This window comes from Saccharibacillus sp. O23, assembly GCF_002205895.1.
In the GTDB taxonomy this organism is placed as follows: Bacteria; Bacillota; Bacilli; order Paenibacillales; family Paenibacillaceae; genus Saccharibacillus.
In genome coordinates, this window is the sequence record NZ_NJDE01000004.1 from 187,528 (window position 1) to 204,676 (window position 17,149).

Below are 17,149 nucleotides of genomic sequence, written 5' to 3' on the forward strand. Positions count from 1 at the left end.
TTCCTCGACCGTTTACGGCGTCGCGGCGGCGTCCGGCTGCCCGTGGACGGCCGGCTGCGCGGCGCCGAGGTATTTCAAAGCGGTCAGCGCGTAGACTTTGGCGCATCGAATAATCTGATCCACCGGCGCTTTCTCGTTGAAGCCGTGGATGGTCGACAGCTCCGCCGGACCGTATTGGAGTACCGGAATGCCGTGCTTGCGGAAATGCCGCGCGTCGCTGGACGCCCACTGCAGCACGCCGTAAGCTTCTTCGCCGCTGACTTCGGAGATCGCGCCGACCAAGTCGGCCACGATCGGCTCATGCGGCGGCGTCCAGTTCGCGTTGCCTTGGAAGCCGAACGGCTTGACCGTCGTCTCGATGCCCGCTTCCAGCAGCAGCGAATTCGCGCGTTCCATGACGGCGAGGTAATCGACGCCGAACGGCACGCGGCTGTCCACCTGCACCGTGCAGCGGTCGGCCACGACGTTGACCTTGGTGCCGCCTTCGATCGTGCCGATATTGACCGTGACATGGTCGAACACCTGCTCCGAGCCCGGCGCAGCGCCTTCGCGGTTGACCGCGTAATCTTTGGATATGCGGATGATCTCCTGCACTTCTTCCGGAATATCCGGCTTGATGTCCCACAGTTTTTGCAGCGCTTCGATGCCTTTGGCCGCTTTGACGATCGCGCTCGTGCCTACCACGGGCGACAGGCTGCCGTGTCCCGGCGTGCCTTCGACCGTGAATTCGAACCAGCAGCTTCCTTTTTGTCCGATCGTCGGATTCAGCGGACCCGAAGGTTCGGCGATGACCGCGGCGGTGCCTTCCGCAAGGCCGCGATCGAGTACCCACGGCACGCCGAGATGGCCGCCCGTTTCTTCGTCCGGCACGATCAGAAGCGACAGATCGCCCTGCAGCGGAACCTTCAGCTCCGCCAGCAGCGCCGTCGCGAAGATCAGTCCGGCCAATCCGCCTTTCATGTCCGAAGCGCCGCGGCCCAGCATATAGCCGTCTCGCACTTCGCCGCAGAACGGATCGAAATCCCAGCGTTCGAGATCGCCGGCGGGAACCACGTCCGTGTGGCCGCAGTAGATCAGCTTTTTGTTCGCGGGCCTTTCTTCCTTATCCGCGTCCGCTCGTTCGAGCGTCGAGACCAAGTTCCACATCGTTTCGGTCGTCTCGTGCACCGTCGTGTCGATGCCCGCGCGTTTCAAATAATCGATAATGAACCGGCTGATGTCGCGCGAATCGCCGGGCGGGTTCTCGGACGGAAAACGGATCAGCGCCGAGCAGAGCTCCAACAGTTCGTCTTGACGGTTCTCGATTTCTTCCAGCAGCCTGCTGTTCCAATCCGTGATAAGGTTCATCATTCAGCACTCCTTTTCGTGACCGCTTTACTGGGCTTTGGTAATCGTATTGAAGCGGATGACTTCGTCCGGATAATACACGTAGCCGCTTACTTTGCCGTTCATGCCGACGATACGGTTGTATTCGTACAGGTAGGACCACGGGGAATCGGTCGTGATCAGTTCCTGCGCTTTGGCGTACAGCTCGTTGCGCTTGTTCTGATCCGATTCTTTGGCCGCCTGCTCCCACAGCGCGTCGACTTCCGGATTGCTGTAGTTGATATAGTTCGACGAACCTTTGCCGGTCAGCAGGAAGCCCAGATGATAGCCCGGATCGTTGACGAACGACGTCCATTTGGAGATGAAGGCGGTCAGGTTCTTCTCTTTTTGCATCTCGAGGAATTGGGCGCGCGCCACTTTCTCGATATTCATCGTGACGCCGATCTTCGCCAGTTCCGCCTGAATCAGCACCGCGTCGTCTTCCCAGTCTTGGAAGCCCGAGCCGAGCGTCAGATCGAAACTGAATCCGTCCGCGTAGCCGGCTTCGGCCAACAGCTGTTTCGCTTTGTCGAGATTATGCTCGTAAACGTAGCCCGCATCGGTATATCCCGGCGTATTGCTCGCGACCGCGCTTTTCATCTGCTTCGCCTGACCGTACATGACGTCCCCGATCAACTGCTCGTAAGGGATGGCGTACGAGATCGCTTGACGGACCTTGACGTTGTCGAACGGAGCGACCTTGTTGTTCATCGCGAAATACAAGATCCGGTTGCTCGCGTTGGACTGCACTTTCAGGTCGGCGTTGCTTTTCAGCGATTCGACGTCTTTGGCCGGAATCTCGATCGCCATGTCGACGTCACCTTTATCGAGCAGCAGCACGCGGTTCGACGCTTCTTTGGTGAACTTCAGCGTCACTTTGCCCAGCGCCGGAGCGCCGTTCCAATATTCTTCGTTGGCGGCGAATACCGCTTCGCTCGCCGGGTCCCATTTCTCGATCTTGAACGGGCCGGAACCGGCCGTGTTCGTCTTAAGGTAATCGGCGCTTTGCGCTTCGACCGTCTTCTGATCGAGGATCGAGAAATTGTAGAGGGCGATGATCTGCTCGAACATATGGTTGGCCCCGTTCAACGTGATCACGACCGTCTTGTCGCCTTGGGCTTCGACGCTCTTGATATCGGCCATGCCGTAGAGGAAGCTGCCGGAGCTGGACGCCGCCAGACGCTCGAACGAGTAGACCACGTCCGCCGACGTCAACGGATTGCCGCTCTGGAATTTGACGTTATCCTGCAAGGTAAAGGTATACACGGTGCCGTTCTCCGAAGCTTCCCAACTCTTGGCCAACATCGGCTGGATATCGTCGGTGTTGGCGACTTCCGCGCCGTCGACGGTCTTTTTGCCGTACGTGACAAGCTGGTCGTAAGCGGCCAGAACAAGCGTATCGGAGGTCAGATCGCTCGCTTCCGCGGGGTCCATCGTCGTGCCGCCTTCGGAGTAAGCGACGGTCAACGCCGGTTTCGCTTTTTCGCCGCCCGCGCTTGCCGTCTGCTGATTCGCGTTGCTCGCGCAGCCGCTCAGCACGATCGAGAGGGCCAGAAAACCGCCGAACCATTTCATTTTCTTCATCTGAATCTCCCCTTTTCCTGTTTGCTCTGCAAAAGCTTATTTTTACTTCCCGGAGCGAAGCCTCGGATCGAGAATATCGCGCAGGCCGTCTCCGAGCAGATTGAAACCGAGTATGGAAGTGGCGATGCCGAGACCCGGGAAGGTGACCAGCCACCATTGTCCCGAGATGATATATTCGCGGCCTTCGGAGATCATGGCGCCCCATTCGGCGATCGGCGGCTTGACGCCGAGACCGAGAAAGCTCAGGCTGGACGCGGTCAGGATCGCGAATCCCATGCCGAGCGTCGCTTGGACGAGCAGCGGAGCCAGCGCGTTGGGCAGAATATGGCGGAACAAGATGACGTTGTCTTTGACCCCGATCGCGCGGCTGGCTTCGATATACTCTTTTTCTTTGAGCGAGATCGTCTGGCCGTACATGAGCCGGGCGAATTCGGGAATGCCGACGATGCCGACCGCGATCATGGCGCTGGTCAGTCCCGCGCCGATCGAAGCGGCGATCGCCATCGACAGCACCAGCGACGGGAACGCCAACAGAATATCCATCAGGCGCATGATCACGCTGCCGAGCCGACCGCCGTAATAGGCCGCGATCCCGCCGAGCGGAACGCCGATGCACAGCGAGATCGCGACGGCGATGAGTCCGGTCCAGATGCTGATGCGCGCTCCGTACAGCACCCGGCTGAGCACGTCGCGGCCGAAGTTGTCGGTGCCGAACCAATGCGCGGCGTTCGGCGATTGCAGCTTCGAAGCCGTGTCGGTCAGCGTCGGTTCGTACGGCGATACCCACGGCGCGATCACGGCGAGCAGCGTCCAGATCACGATGAAGCTAAGACCCAGCACCGCCAAGCGGTTTTTCAGCAGCAGCCGGGCGAACGTCTGCCGCTTGCGCAGGTCTGCCCGAGCCGACGGCTGCGGAACAGGATTGGGAACGAGAGTCGTTGCGGTTTCACTCATGGCTTATGCCTCCTTCGTGGGTCACTCGTAGCGAATGCGCGGATCGATCCAACCGTAGATCAGGTCGACGAGCAGGTTGATCAGGCTGTAGAGCAGCGCGCTCACCAGAGTGAACGCCTGAATCGGCGCGTAATCGGCGGCCAGAATGGAATCGGTGACGTAACCGCCGACGCCCGGCCAAGAGAAGATCGTTTCGGTAATGACCGCGCCGCCGAGCAGATAGCCGAACTGCAGCCCGAGCACGGTCAGCGTCGGAATCAGGGCGTTGACCAGCGCGTGACGGGAGATGACGAGGAATTCGTGAATGCCTTTGGCGCGGGCCGTACGGATGAAGTCCTGTCCGATCACTTCCAGCATGCTGGAGCGCATCATGCGGGCTACGATCGCCATCGTGCCGGTGCTGAGGCAGATCGCCGGCAGGATCAGATGCGACAGGCTCGAGCGGAAAGCGGCGAAGTCGCCGGTCAGCAGACTGTCGACCAGATACAAACCGGTGAGGTTCGTCGGCGGATTCAGATCGCCGCTGATTCGGCCCATCGGAGCGGGCGACCAGCCGAGAATCGAATAGAAGATGTAGATGAACATCAGCCCCAGCCAGAAGATCGGCACGCACGCTCCGATCAGCGAGAACACGCGTGAGATATGATCGGCGATCGATTCCTTGCGCGTGGCGGCGACGATCCCGACCGGGATCGCGACCAGCACGGCGATCAGAATGCTGAACAGCGTCAGCTCGATCGTCGCCGGGAAACGGTTGGCGAAATCGGCGGTTACCGTATGCCCCGTATGGTAAGCCATGCCGAGATCGCCTTGGAACAGCTTAACGACGTAAGCGAAAAACTGCATGTACAGCGGTTGGTCGAGTCCCATGTCTCGGCGGATGTTCTCGATGACCGAATCGTCCGCCTGCTCTCCCGCCATCATCACCGCCGGATCGCCCGGCAGCACTCTCGACAGAATGAACGTGATCACCACGATGCCGAGCAGCGACGGAATCATCTGACCCAATCTTTTGACCGTATATCCAAACAATCGACCCACCCCTTTGTTTGTTGTGCCCGAACTTCTTTGTCAGGTTTCATTGCATGTCCGACCGCCCAAGCTTTGTTTCGACCGGCGTTTCTTGGATTTGTGCTCATTTTACCGACATTAAGCGGCCCTCACTACGTCCCTTCCCGCTAAAAAAACGAAGCTTCTTCTGTCCTTTCAGCACGAATATCACTTTTGGTGTTACTTATTTTCTTCGGCAAAGCATCGAAACTTTAATACGAAGCCGCTTTATATCATCAAAGCATCGGTGCGCGAACTTCCCCGAGAGGAAGCCTCGTCCGTCTTACTCCGATGATTGTTCGGACAAATAATAAGCGATCAAGCACAGATGCAGGGTCAACTGCTCGTGCGGGTCGTTCAGGTCGAAACCGGCGATATCGCGAATCCGCTCCAAGCGGTATTTGACCGAGTTGCGGTGGATGAACAGGTTGTTGGCCGTATCGATCAGGCTCCCTCGGCTTTTGAGATAAAAGAACAGCGTTCGCAGCAGATCTCCGCCGTGCTCGTCGTCGTACCGTTTGAGCTTGCCGAGCCTGCGCTCGAACAAAGCTTTGAACCCTTCGTCGTCGGCCGTGCCGCGCAGCAAATGGTACAGCTCGATCTCGTCGTAAGCCGTCAAGTCGCCGCCGCTGAGCTTGCGCGAGATCGCCAGAGCGCCGCGCGCTTCGCCGTAGCCGTCATGGATCTCCCACAGCCATTTGGGGCGGCCGATTCCGGCACGGCAGCGTTGCAATCCCGCTTCCCCGCTTTTCATCCATCCTCCGACGGTCTGCGTCCAGAGAGATTCCGGTTCGCGGCGGTCGTCGTCGCGAGTCGCGGGCAGCGGCAGAAACAGGATCGCGCGATTGCTGCGGAATTCCGCGTGCGGCTTGACGCCGCGGCTCGCCGCTTCCCGCTGGAGCAGACGGATCAGCCCGTCTTCTTCGGGCGGGACCGAACCTTCGATCACGGCGACCTGCCACTGTTGGCCGGGATTCATGCCGAGCTGCCGTCCGCGCTGCTCCGCTTCGTGCTTCGACAATCCCGGCGGCGTCATCAGTTCGTCGATAAAATTGCCGCGCATACGGCTCTCCGTATCTTCGACGATCTTGTCTCGCATCAGTTCCAGAGCCAATACCAACCGGGATTGCTCGATCGCGATCTCTTCCATCTCGTCCAGTTCCCGCTTGTTTACCAACAGGCGCGCCACCGTTCGTCGATCGAGATCGATGTCCCGCCGGAGCGGGTGCTTCGCTTCCCGATAATCCCAACCGGCCGGCGAAGACACGATCGCGCAGCCGGAATGATCCACGACCGCCGTTTCCGCGCCCAGCAGCGCCGATACTTGATCCTGCACCGCCTGAATGCCCGTATTTTCCAACACCATGCGAGTCAGCTTGCGGTAGATCTCGTCGGCTCTGCGCAGCAGGACCGCCTGCCGATCCAGCACCTGTTCCATCACGGCCTTGGTGATGTCGGTATACGGGATCTCGGGCGGCAGTTCGATCAACGGCAGTCCGTACCGCTCGCTGGCGGCCAGCGCTTCTTCGGGGATCTCGTTCAGGAAGCGCGCGGGTTTGATCGCCAGCCCCGCCGCGCCGCCTTGCGCCAGCGTGCGGATCATTTCCGCCAGCAGCGGCGGATCGTGGCGGATCGAATAAGCGGTCGTCAGCATCAGCACGCCTTCTTTGACCCAGCCTTTCAGATCGGGCACTTCGATGATATCGATAAAACGCACGGGGCGGCTCAATCCTACGGCTCCGCCGACCACTCGGGCCTGTTCCAACAGAGGCATGCGAAGCAGTTCGTGTAACGTAACGCCGGTCTTTTCCACTTCTTTCTCACCGCCGATTCCCAGATTCGCGGCGCCGACCGACCCGATATTCCGCAACATCGCGCATCGGCCGACGCCGGCTTGCTCAATTTTCAGGTAAGTTTATCAGACATCGACGGTGAAGAATAGGGCATGTCAGCTATTCGGAAAAAGTAAACGCTACCGTCTTCCGGCACTCTCCATCGCTGGAAAAGGTTTGCTCGAAAATCTGACGCCGCAGTGTAAGATTCGGACAGAGTACGCGCAAAAAAAGCTTCGTCCGGCGGAAAACGAAGTTCCGCCGGATGAAGCTTTACGTTCGCAAAGGTCGATCGTCGAGGCCGACATCCGACCCCCGCCTCGAAAATGCGGGGGTCGCGCGGAGCGAACAGCTGTCGCTTCGCGGCAGGCAGCATCGCCGTGTTCGGGTCGGACGTTCGATTTCGCGGATCAAGGCCGCTCGGACGCGACGGCCGATCCTGCGCGCAGCGCTTCGACGCCCAGCGCCAGAATCGGATCGACGGCGACGATGCCCGTGCGCGCGCGCAGCTGATCGGCGAAGCCGATGCTGGCAAAGCCCGTACAAGCCAATACGACGACTTCCGCCCCGCGATTCCGCAGACGCAGCGCCGCCTCGATCGCGGCTTCCTGCCCCTGCGGCGTTTGCAGATCGAGCGTCGTTACGACGCCTTCGGGGCGTTCCGTCCCGATATACGCTTCGCCGAGCGCGCCGCGAATCAGCGGCGGCGCTTCCCGCAGGATCGTCAGCACGCCCGCGCGAGGGGCGAGTTCCAGCGCCTGCCGAGCGGCGCACGAACCGGCGCCGTAGACCGGGACGCCGACCGCGGCCCGCGTCTCTTCGAGCGCCGGATCGGCGGCGCAGCTGATCCCGATCGCCGTGCAGCCCCGGCGCTCCAACTCGCGGGCCAGTTCGACGATCTTAGGCGACGCTTGCGCTTCCGTCGCTTCGTCGTACACGCCTTCCGGCTGATCCGGAATGCAGGCGCTCAGGGTCTCCACGCCGCTGCGGCGCCGGATCAGCGCGCCGTGCTTGTTCACGTCTTCTTCGCTGTCCATCGTGATCACGCGAATGATTCCCAGCATGTTATCCGCCGCCTCCTTTTTTCAGTCGATCCACTCGCCGGCTCGAATGACCGGCTTGCCGTCGAAATACACGTCGGGTTCTTTTACCACGCAGTCGATATGCACGCCCGCGTCGACGGTTCCGCCGAACGTATGGTTGCTGCCGAACGCGATATGGATCGTGCCGTACACTTTCTCGTCTTCCAACACCACGCCGGTGATACGCGCTTTGTCGTTCGTACCGATACCGAATTCCGCCAGCGTTCGGCCTTCCCCGCCGCCTAATATCTCCAGCAGCCGCGCGCCTTCGAGCCCTTCGGCCGCGACCAATCTTCCGTCTTCGATCCGCAGCAGGACGGGCGCTTCCAGAGCTCCGATGCCCGCGATCGAACCGTCGACGAGAATCTCGCCGCCTCCCCTGCCTTCGACCGGCGCGATGTACGCTTCGCCCGAAGGCAGATTGCCCGACTCCCCGGGATTGAGATACAATCCCGTGCTCGGCACGCCGTCCCGGCCGGCGACCGAGAAGCTCAGGCTGCGCCCGTTTTTCTCGACGCGCACTTCCGAGACGTCCGACAGCCGCGCCGTCACGCGCTCGGTCAGTTCGCGTACCCGGCCGTAATCGGCCGTGATCGCGCCCTGCGAGAACATGTCTTCCGTGATTCCGGGCATGGTCGCCACTCGGGCGCCGGCCGCCGCGGCCCGCTTGCGGGCCTGCGTGTGCGTCAGCGAATGCCGGGTGACGCATACGACCGCCGCCGCCGCGGCCATCGCGTCGGCCACGGCCGCAGGCGGTTCTTCGCCCGACCGGGAACGCTCGCCCATCACGGCGAGCACCGTCTCCGCGCCCAGACGCCGGCCCGCTTCGTACAGGGAATCCGCCAGATCGCGCCGGCTGTCGTCGGCGACGACGACCAGCGATTCGCCGGCTTGGACGCCGAGGCAGTCGCGCAGCAGATTCCGGGCGGTTTCGATTCGAGTTTCGCTCATCTTTTTTCCTCCTTCGATGCGGACGAAGACCGGGCCGGCAGGTGCCGCCGATCCGGTCTTGTTTGCCGCCGCTGCTACGATTATACCGTTTCCGAGAGGACTTTGCCGATCATCGCGTTCGACAGCACGACCGGAACGTCCGATCCTTCCGCGATCCAGCTCCGCATCTCGCGCGTATATCCCATGCAATCGAGCACGATCAGGTCGACTTCGCCGCGAAGCTCGGCGGCCGCGCGCCGGAAAGCTTCGCGGTCCGGTTCGTACGGCGAAGCCGCCGCGTACTTCGGGTCCAATCCGTAAGGTCCGTACTTCGAGCGCAGGCTGTCCGCCTGCTCCGCGAGCGGTCCGACGACGCCGAAGCGCCGTTCGCCGGCCAGCGCTTTAAGCAGAGGCGGCAGCAGCCGGTCCGGCTCGTACAGCAGAGCGCTTCGGGTCGTCAAACCGGGAAACGCGCCGGTGCAGAGCAGCAGAATCTGCTTGATTCCGGCATCTTCGAGCTCGTCGATCTTCCGCTGGACCAGCGGACGAATCTTGTTCCGGGAGAAGACCGCGGAGCGGCCGTTCGCCAGACGCGACGTCAGCAGATGGTCGTCTTCGCCGTCTTCCGGTTGAAGCCGCTTCCGAATATCCGTTTCTTCGACGCCGTCCAGCGCGCCGACCTGCACCAGACGGATGCCGGCGCCGAGCGCTTCTTCCAAGATCGGCGCCACGTCCGCGCGCGGCGCCTGTCCGATCGTGATCATCCCGAGGCGCCGTGCCCGATCCGGGAAGCCCGTTTCGAATAAGCCTTCGTTCGCGATCTGGATCATAATCCCGACGGCTCCATCGCCGCTTCGGTCTTCTCCTCGCCGAGCGTCTGCAGCCGCTCCATCGAACCGTACAGCCGGTTCAGCGCCGCGAATTCGCTTGTATCGTAGAAACGGCAAGTGCCCGCGGTCACTTCTTTGGCCGTTTCGACCGCGAAGCGTACCGCCGAGGCGATATCCACTTCGTGACTCGCGCCCGTTCCGCAGCCCGGCACGGCCGACTTGGCCGTGATCGCCAGCCCGACCACCGGAGCGTCCGTCGCCACGGCCGGTTGGAGAATCGAGTTGATATGGTACAAGCCGTTGCCGTAAGGCGTGATGTCCTGCGTCGTGATCGGGAACGTGACCGGCAGCTCGCCGGTCGTCATCTCCATGATGCGCAGCAGGTCTTCGCTGACGCGGAGGATATAGCCCTGCTTGACCGTCGGCGACAGCGCGATGCCTTTATGGTTGATCACGCGATTGCCTTTGGTCGTATCGATCGAGACGATGGCGTCCATCGCCGGATCGATCTCGTAACGGTTCATCACGTCGATCTCTACCGGCGAGCCCATAAAATCTACCGGCTCGTGCGGCTGCGTCGGGGCATCGGGGCAAATATGCGTCGTCACGATGACGTCGCCGGCCAACCGGTCGCCTTTCGCCTGCATGTCCGCCAGCTTGAGCGCCGCGGCGACCGCCGCCACCGCGCCGTCCGCGTCGGACACGAGCCCGATCCGCGAAGGCCGCGCGCCGATCCCGCCCAATCGGCCGACGATGCCCATCGTAGGCGCGGAGCCTCCGGCGAGCTTGCCGGACGTTCCCGGAACGACGATGCGCACGAAATCGGTCTTGCCTTTTTCCCCGCGTACCTCGGTCGATTCGACCGTCACTTCCGGATAAGCGTCGAACAGCCGCGCGATCTCGCGCCCTCCGACATGCGCGCTGTCCATCGTTCTGTAGCTGATCATCGTTTCATGAAGGGTCATATGCAGCTCTCCTTATCGGGAATTTATTCCCAATGGTAGCCTATTCGTTTCGCTTTCCACAATGTGCCGAGACGCTAAAAAGCGCGGCTCATTCTTGTCCGCGGCCGATAAAACTGACACGTCCCGAAGCCTTTTCGGCGCAGCAAAAAACGGCATTCCGCGTTCGGAAAGCCGTCTGTTCGATCGTCAAGGATTCGCTGCAAAGCCGCGCGGTCGGCCGCTTCCGCAAGCACGCGCGGCGCGGCCGGCCGATTTACCGCGCGGCCGCGCGCGCCATGTCCGGACCGCCGCGTTCCGGCAGCGGGGAAGCCGCCAGTTCGCCGTCCCGCACCACGTCGCCGAAGATCGACGCCAGTTGGCGGGTGATCGCCGAATCGTCCTGACGCAGCGCGACCAAGCTGGTCTGGAGCGCGAACTCCGACAGTTCCCGCACGCGGATCGGCGTTAATCGGCCGTCTTTGACTTCTTCGCGCGCGCACACGGCCGGCAGGAACCCGATGCCCGCGCCGCGCAGGATCAGCTTTTTGGCCGTTTCCGAATTGTCGACGTGATAAGCGATGTCCGGCGGCGAATCCAGCGATTCGAACGACCGGTGAATCCGCAGCCAATCCAGCGTTCCGCATTCGAAGAACACCAATTGGCGTTCCTGCAAATCGACGGCCGAGATCGACTCTTCGCGCGCGAACGGATGATCGGAACGAACGTACAGATGGATCGGATCTTCGTAAAAAGCGACGGTGCGCAATCCCGGATGCATGACTTTGCGGATAAAAGCCGTATCGATCTCGCCGGCAAGCAGACGTTTGACCAATTCGTCGGTGCCGCCGGTCGATAATTTGACGTGAATCCCCGGGCAGCGTTCGTGGAGGCGGGGCAGCAGCTCGGGAATCAGGTAATTCGATACGGAGATCGTGCTGCCGATCCGCAGTTCCTGCGGAAGCTTCTCCGAACGCCGGATATGCTGGCGTCCTTTTTGCAGCGTCTTCAGCATCTCCTGAGCATAAGGAAGAAACTTGCGTCCTTCCTCGGTCAGGACCACCTGCTTGCCGATCCGGTCGAACAGACGGCAGCCGAGTTCGCGCTCCAAAGTCTGGATTCTCGCCGTGACCGACGGCTGCGACAGAAACAGCGCTTCGGCCGTTTTGTTGAAACTTCCGTAATGGTTGATATAGACGAAAGACTCGATATTTTCGATGTTCACTCGGCCGCCCCTCTTTCATCATGATTTATCCGATCTATTAACTCGGTTTAGTGTATCATAGTGTCCGAATAGCCTGCTGTCAATGGAGAAAAAGGCTTTTTCTTCGCTTTCGACAGGCCGATTTCGGCTTTTTCTTTATCGATTTTTTCTATAAGTCATCGGGACTTTGGGTTATCTCGGCACGCCGCAAAAACGCCGACCCTGATCTGATCAGGATCGGCGCGGCTCTCGGACTTATCGAAATCTTCGATCGTTCCGGCGCGTCAAACGCGCGACTTGAACAGCAGATAGACAAAATAAGGCACGCCGATGATCGAGACGACGACGCCGACCGCAAGTTCGGCCGGCGCGAAGACGGTCCGGCCGATCAGATCGCCGGCCGCTACCGTCGCCGCGCCGATCAGACCCGAGATCGGCAGCATATGCCGATGACGAACGCCGACCAGCCTTCTGGCGATATGCGGAGCGATCAGGCCGACGAAGCCGATGCTGCCCGAGACGGATACGCAGGCCGCGACCAGACCTACGGCGGCCAACACGAGTCTGCGCCGTTCTCCGGTCAGCTCGACGCCCAGTCCTTGCGAACTCTCGTCCCGAAGCTGCATCACGTCCAGCATGCGCGACTTGTATACGATATAAGGCGTCAGCAGCACGAACCACGGCAGCATGGCCGCGATATACCGCCAATTCGAACGATGAAGGCTGCCCGCCAACCAGACGGCGGCCGCTTCGAAATCGCTCGGGCTCATCTTGAGCGACAAATACAGCGTGACCGCTCCGAAGCCGGAACCGACGGCGATCCCTACCAAGATCAACTGCTGAGGATCCAGACGCCCGCGATTCTGGGCGAACAGGAAGATCAGCGCCGCGGCGGCCAGCCCGCCGAACAGACCGAACATCGGCATGGCCATGAACGACAGCCAGCCGTCCTTGAAATCGAGCTTGTCGCGGAGAATCAGCATGAACAGCACGATCGCCATGCCCGCTCCCGCATTGATCCCCAGCATCCCGGGGTCGGCCAGTCCGTTCCGGGTGATCCCCTGAACGACCGAGCCTGCGATGCCCAGACCGAATCCCACGAGCAGCGCGATCACGATCCGCGGCAGGCGGAAATCGAACACGACGAGATCGTGTTCGGGAATCGGATCGATGCGGAGCAGCGTCCGCACCACATCGCCGACCGATAGATCGAACATGCCGTTGGTCACGCTGATATACGCGATAACCAGAATCAAGACGAGCGCGATCGCCGCGACCGAGGCTGTGCGGCGCGGAGAATCAAAGCGCATTGGCGCGTCCTCCTTTGCGTTTGATCAGGTACAAGAAGAACGGTACGCCGAGCAGCGAAGTGACGACGCCGATCGGCGTCTCGTACGGCGCGTTCACGAATCGGCTGAGGATATCGCAGAACACCAGAAACAATCCGCCGACCAGCGCGCTGAACGGGATGATGCTCCGATAATCCGTTCCGACGAAAAAGCGGACGATATGCGGAACCAACAAACCGACAAAAGCGATCTTGCCCGCCAGCGCGACGGAGATGCCGGTCAAGATCACGACGCAGAGCATGGACAGGCCTTTGACGAGCCCCGTTCGCTGGCCGAGTCCGGCCGCGATGTCGTCTCCCATCGACAAGACGGTCACCGAACGCGACAAACACAGGGCCAGCACGATGCCGACCGCGGCAAACGGCAGCGCGAGCTTGATCATCGCCGGGTTCATCTGATCGAGGCGGGCGTTGTACCAGAAGCTGATCGATTGGGACACTTGAAAATACATGGCCGCCGCTTCGGCGACTCCGCCCAGAAAGGTTCCGATGATCGTGCCGAGAATCGCCATGCGGACCGGAGAAGTCCCGTTCGGCAGCAGCCAAGCCAATCCGAACACGATTCCCGCTCCGACGGCCGAACCGATCAACGAGAACGCGATCGTCCCCATATTCGAGGTCGCCGGCAGCAGGATCATGCTCAGCGTAACCGCCATGACCGAACCGTCCGATACGCCCATGATCGAAGGCGAAGCGAGATAATTGCGGGTCATTCCCTGCATGATCGCTCCGGACATCGCCAGAAAAGCGCCGATCAGCAGCGCGCCGACCGCTCGGGTCATGCGCGACTGCACGATAATCTGATGGTCGATGTTATTCGGATCGAAACGAAAGATCGCCTCCAGGACGGCGGAGGCGTCGATCTGTTTGGCACCGTACAGAACCGAAACCGCCAGCGCGGCGACGATTGCGGGAAGCAGGATCGTCGTCAGCGCCAGCGGGCGGATTCTTCTTTTGCCGTTCATGATTATCGAGCCAGTTTCTCGGCGGCGGCTTTCAAGAACTGGTCGCGGCTCCAGGCCGGTCCGCCTTCGGACAGCGGGTTCATCGCGTTCACGTACAGCGTGCCGTCCTTGTACGCTTTCAACTGCTGCACGATCGGATTGCTTTCCAGCTCGTCCAACGCTTTCGGCGCTTTGCCGTTTTCGTTTTCGGAGAACTGAACGAACAATTCGTCCGGATCGATCTCGGCCAACTGTTCGACGGAAATCTCCTGCTGGGCTTTGGCGGACGCGACGATCTCCGGCACGGCAATCCCCAGATCGCCGTACAAGATGGCGTTGACGAACACGTCGGCCGGATAGACGTACAGCGAACCTTGACGCACGCGCACGGCCATGACCGTACGTCCTTCCGTCTTGCTTCCGATTTCGCTTTTGGCGTTCTCGACGTCCGCCGCGTATTGATCGATCGCCGCTTGAGCCTGCGTTTGCTTCCCGGTCAACTCGCCCATCAGTTTCAAATTATCCTGCCAATCGGACGAAATGTGCGACACCAGAATAGTCGGCGCGATCTTCTCGAGCTGCGCGGCCGTCTCTTCCGGGAACTTGGTCGTGCCCAGAATGACGTCGGGTTTGAGCGACAGGATCGTCTCGAAGTTGGGCTCCGTTTTCTCACCGATCGACTGCGCGTTATCGGTAATGCTCGCGAACTGCTCCGGGAATTTCCCGGCGTATGTAATGGCGCCTATCGGATGCACGTCGAGCGTTACCGCGTCTTCCATCGCTTCCATCGCGCCCGTGATCACGATCCGCCGCGCTTCGGCAGGAACCGTATACGTTTTGCCGAGGTACTCGATCGTACGCTCGCCGGACGCGCTGTCCGAGGTTTGTCCGTTTGCCGCCGTTTCCGTCTTGTCCGCTGCCGCTGCCTGCGCGCTTGCATCCGCGCTTTTCGGCGTCTCCGCGGAAGTCCGATCTTGATTGCCGCTGCCGCAGGCGGCCAATAGGCCTACGGTCAGGACCAGAATAAACACGGCGGATAACGATTTGAAACGTTGATGCATGATGATTGCTCCCCTTTCGAACTCTCTATTTATGATAATGATTCTCATTACCAAATCATAGAGACTGCTTGCCCCGAACGCCATGCACGATTTCCCCCGAAATCATGGACGATTCTCCGATAGAACCAAAATCAGAAAATCCGCGACGCCTCTTTCAGTACCCGCTTATGCGCGCTCGGCGTGCTCTCCCGCCACGGATCGGATGCGATCAGATGAAGTTTCCCGGACGCCACGGCGGGCAGGCCGGTCCATTCGGGCGATTGCCGCAGACGCTCCCAAGCCGCCAATGTCGCGTCTTCTTGACAAACGAGCAGCAGGATGCGATCGGCGCGGGAAGCGGCCAGCAGATCGAGACCGAGCGGAACCCGCGCTTCGTATTCGTCAGGCCATTCGAAGACCGGGATGCCGAGGTCAAAGCGCAGAACGCCGGCAGCCGAGGACGAAGCCGCGGAATAGAAACGGCCGTCGATAAACCGGATCATCAGCGTGCGTTCGCCGGAGCGCCGCCGCCCGATCGCACTTCCGATCGTCGCCGCGGCTTCGTCGTACGACGCCAACCAGCGTTCGGCTTCCTGCTCCGCTTCCAGAACGGCGGCCGTCTCGCGAAGCGCGGCGCGCCAATCCGTTTCCGGTCGGATATAGACGACTTCGGCGATTTCTTCCAGACGCCTTTTCTCTTCGTCCGAAACGCCGCCGCATACGATCCGTTCCGGACGGCTCTGCGCCAAACGGCTCAGATTGGCTTCCCGATGTTCGCCGAGTTTGTAACCGCTCAGATGCACCGGAATATCGTCGGCATACCGACGGTGATAATAAGCGTTCCATTTGGGATGCAGCGGAGCGGCATAAGGAATGATCCCGAGCGCGAGCAGATAACCGGTCGCGATCGGACCGTAAGCCGCGATTCGGCGCGCCCGGCTTTTGACGTAAGCGCTCGGCGCGATTCCCGTCTCCTGCTTGAAGCGCCGGCTGAAATAGAATTCGTCGCTGTATCCGACCTGCTGCGCCACTTCGCGCAGCTTCAAATCCGAGCCGCCGGCCATCAGTCGTTTGGCGCGGCGAATACGAAGATCGGTCATGTATTCGACGACGCTCTTGCCGTAGCGCTTCTTGAACTGTCCGACATAATAATTGCGGCTAAGTCCCGCCATATCGGCCAGCTCGTCCAACTTCAGCGGCTCGCGATAATGTTCGTCGATAAAAGTCTTGGTGCGTTGAAGCAGCTTCTCGGGATCGCGGCGCGGACCGGCCGAAGCCGCCGACCATTCTCCGATCAATTCCAGAAAACCGGCTCTGGCTTTCATTCGCTCGCCGACTTCCGGGCTTTGCCAATAACGCCCGATCGACTCGCAGACTGCAAGCAGCCGGGCGGCGGGCACATAAATTTCCGAAGGCCCGAACCGGAATCCGGTTTCGCCGGTCAAGGCGCGCAGTCGGCCGGGATTCGCTTCTTCTTCGCGAAAAACGTCGAACAGCAGCAGATAGGCGGAAAAGCTTTCGGCCGATCCCGTTTCGATCCCGAAAGTCCTTCCCGGGGCGAACAACAGCATGCCGCCGGCTTCAAGCGGAGTCCTGCCTTGTTCGCAGACGACGGTGCCTTCTCCCGCCACGGCCGCGATCCATACATAGGAAGAAGCGAGTCGCTGCGGGATTTCGCGCCCGGAATCGCAGTCTGCCCGTTCGATGCCCCGAAGCCGGAAGACGGGTTCTTCATGCGGCAGGATTCCGCCCCGCTTCGCCTGATTTCCTCCGAAATTGATGACCATAACGGATCTCCTCCCTCGATATTCGATAACAGCTTCCGCTGTTATTGATAATGTTTCTCATTGAAATCTTTCTTTACTTTACCTTTTGCCGAAAAAGGAGTCAACGGCAGGCGGCGTTCGATCGTCCATTCACTGTCTGAACATCGTCCATGTCTATGCCCGACCGTCGGCGTTATACTTCCGTAAACAGGCGTTTGTTCATCGCTTCGCGTTCGTCCGCATCGCTCGGCCGCGTTCGAATCGAACGTCTTATTTTTT

Annotated in this window: 14 protein-coding genes; all 14 read right to left on the reverse strand. The window is 60.6% G+C overall.

Annotated features, from left to right (window positions below):
• Nucleotides 1-12: 12 nt before the first annotated feature.
• Entirely contained in the window at nucleotides 13-1,347 is a 1,335-nt protein-coding gene (locus CDO73_RS07235; RefSeq protein WP_373446972.1) for a M20 family metallopeptidase, read from the reverse strand.
• 27 nt (nucleotides 1,348-1,374) lie between these two features.
• Entirely contained in the window at nucleotides 1,375-2,949 is a 1,575-nt protein-coding gene (locus tag CDO73_RS07240; protein ID WP_088487842.1) for an ABC transporter substrate-binding protein, read from the reverse strand.
• A 42-nt stretch (nucleotides 2,950-2,991) separates the two neighbouring features.
• Nucleotides 2,992-3,903: an ABC transporter permease gene (locus CDO73_RS07245; RefSeq protein ID WP_088487843.1), complete on the reverse strand. Its 912-nt coding sequence runs from the start codon at nucleotides 3,901-3,903 to the stop codon at nucleotides 2,992-2,994.
• Nucleotides 3,904-3,924: 21 nt separating this feature from the next.
• Nucleotides 3,925-4,935: an ABC transporter permease gene (locus tag CDO73_RS07250; protein WP_179218614.1), complete on the reverse strand. Its 1,011-nt coding sequence runs from the start codon at nucleotides 4,933-4,935 to the stop codon at nucleotides 3,925-3,927.
• A gap of 301 nt (nucleotides 4,936-5,236) precedes the next feature.
• Nucleotides 5,237-6,826, reverse strand: a complete 1,590-nt coding sequence (locus tag CDO73_RS07255; protein WP_256972600.1) for a PucR family transcriptional regulator — start codon at nucleotides 6,824-6,826, stop codon at nucleotides 5,237-5,239.
• Between the two features lie 369 nt (nucleotides 6,827-7,195).
• Nucleotides 7,196-7,849, reverse strand: a complete 654-nt coding sequence (locus CDO73_RS07260; RefSeq protein WP_088487844.1) for an aspartate/glutamate racemase family protein — start codon at nucleotides 7,847-7,849, stop codon at nucleotides 7,196-7,198.
• A 21-nt stretch (nucleotides 7,850-7,870) separates the two neighbouring features.
• Complete coding sequence (locus CDO73_RS07265) at nucleotides 7,871-8,818, reverse strand: aminopeptidase (RefSeq protein ID WP_088487845.1); 948 nt, start codon at nucleotides 8,816-8,818, stop codon at nucleotides 7,871-7,873.
• 80 nt (nucleotides 8,819-8,898) lie between these two features.
• Nucleotides 8,899-9,627: an AroM family protein gene (locus CDO73_RS07270; protein ID WP_088487846.1), complete on the reverse strand. Its 729-nt coding sequence runs from the start codon at nucleotides 9,625-9,627 to the stop codon at nucleotides 8,899-8,901.
• Nucleotides 9,624-10,592, reverse strand: a complete 969-nt coding sequence (locus CDO73_RS07275) for a DUF1177 domain-containing protein (protein ID WP_088487847.1) — start codon at nucleotides 10,590-10,592, stop codon at nucleotides 9,624-9,626. The genes CDO73_RS07270 and CDO73_RS07275 overlap by 4 nt, the downstream gene beginning before the upstream one ends.
• Nucleotides 10,593-10,845: 253 nt before the next feature.
• A complete protein-coding gene (locus CDO73_RS07280) occupies nucleotides 10,846-11,793 on the reverse strand; it encodes a LysR family transcriptional regulator (protein WP_088487848.1) in 948 nt (315 codons plus the stop codon).
• Between the two features lie 263 nt (nucleotides 11,794-12,056).
• Nucleotides 12,057-13,082 carry a FecCD family ABC transporter permease gene (locus CDO73_RS07285; protein WP_088487849.1) on the reverse strand — a complete coding sequence of 342 codons (1,026 nt, stop codon included), beginning with the start codon at nucleotides 13,080-13,082 and terminating at the stop codon, nucleotides 12,057-12,059.
• Nucleotides 13,072-14,085 (reverse strand): FecCD family ABC transporter permease, encoded by a 1,014-nt coding sequence (locus tag CDO73_RS07290; protein WP_088487850.1) that lies wholly within the window; start codon nucleotides 14,083-14,085, stop codon nucleotides 13,072-13,074. Before CDO73_RS07290 ends, CDO73_RS07285 begins: the two co-directional genes overlap by 11 nt.
• Nucleotides 14,086-14,087: 2 nt before the next feature.
• Nucleotides 14,088-15,125, reverse strand: coding sequence for an ABC transporter substrate-binding protein (locus tag CDO73_RS07295; RefSeq protein ID WP_088487851.1), 1,038 nt, complete (start codon nucleotides 15,123-15,125; stop codon nucleotides 14,088-14,090).
• A gap of 131 nt (nucleotides 15,126-15,256) precedes the next feature.
• Entirely contained in the window at nucleotides 15,257-16,891 is a 1,635-nt protein-coding gene (locus CDO73_RS07300; RefSeq protein ID WP_088487852.1) for an AraC family transcriptional regulator, read from the reverse strand.
• Between the last annotated feature and the right edge of the window lie 258 nt (nucleotides 16,892-17,149).

Coding starts and splice junctions, on each gene's coding strand:
- CDO73_RS07235 (WP_373446972.1), bottom strand. CDS start 1,347: ATGAACCTTATCACGGATTGGAACAGCAGGCTGCTGGAAGAAATCGAG.
- CDO73_RS07240 (WP_088487842.1), bottom strand. CDS start 2,949: ATGAAGAAAATGAAATGGTTCGGCGGTTTTCTGGCCCTCTCGATCGTG.
- CDO73_RS07245 (WP_088487843.1), bottom strand. CDS start 3,903: ATGAGTGAAACCGCAACGACTCTCGTTCCCAATCCTGTTCCGCAGCCG.
- CDO73_RS07255 (WP_256972600.1), bottom strand. CDS start 6,826: ATGTTGCGGAATATCGGGTCGGTCGGCGCCGCGAATCTGGGAATCGGC.
- CDO73_RS07260 (WP_088487844.1), bottom strand. CDS start 7,849: ATGCTGGGAATCATTCGCGTGATCACGATGGACAGCGAAGAAGACGTG.
- CDO73_RS07265 (WP_088487845.1), bottom strand. CDS start 8,818: ATGAGCGAAACTCGAATCGAAACCGCCCGGAATCTGCTGCGCGACTGC.
- CDO73_RS07270 (WP_088487846.1), bottom strand. CDS start 9,627: ATGATCCAGATCGCGAACGAAGGCTTATTCGAAACGGGCTTCCCGGAT.
- CDO73_RS07275 (WP_088487847.1), bottom strand. CDS start 10,592: ATGACCCTTCATGAAACGATGATCAGCTACAGAACGATGGACAGCGCG.
- CDO73_RS07285 (WP_088487849.1), bottom strand. CDS start 13,082: ATGCGCTTTGATTCTCCGCGCCGCACAGCCTCGGTCGCGGCGATCGCG.
- CDO73_RS07290 (WP_088487850.1), bottom strand. CDS start 14,085: ATGAACGGCAAAAGAAGAATCCGCCCGCTGGCGCTGACGACGATCCTG.
- CDO73_RS07295 (WP_088487851.1), bottom strand. CDS start 15,125: ATGCATCAACGTTTCAAATCGTTATCCGCCGTGTTTATTCTGGTCCTG.
- CDO73_RS07300 (WP_088487852.1), bottom strand. CDS start 16,891: ATGGTCATCAATTTCGGAGGAAATCAGGCGAAGCGGGGCGGAATCCTG.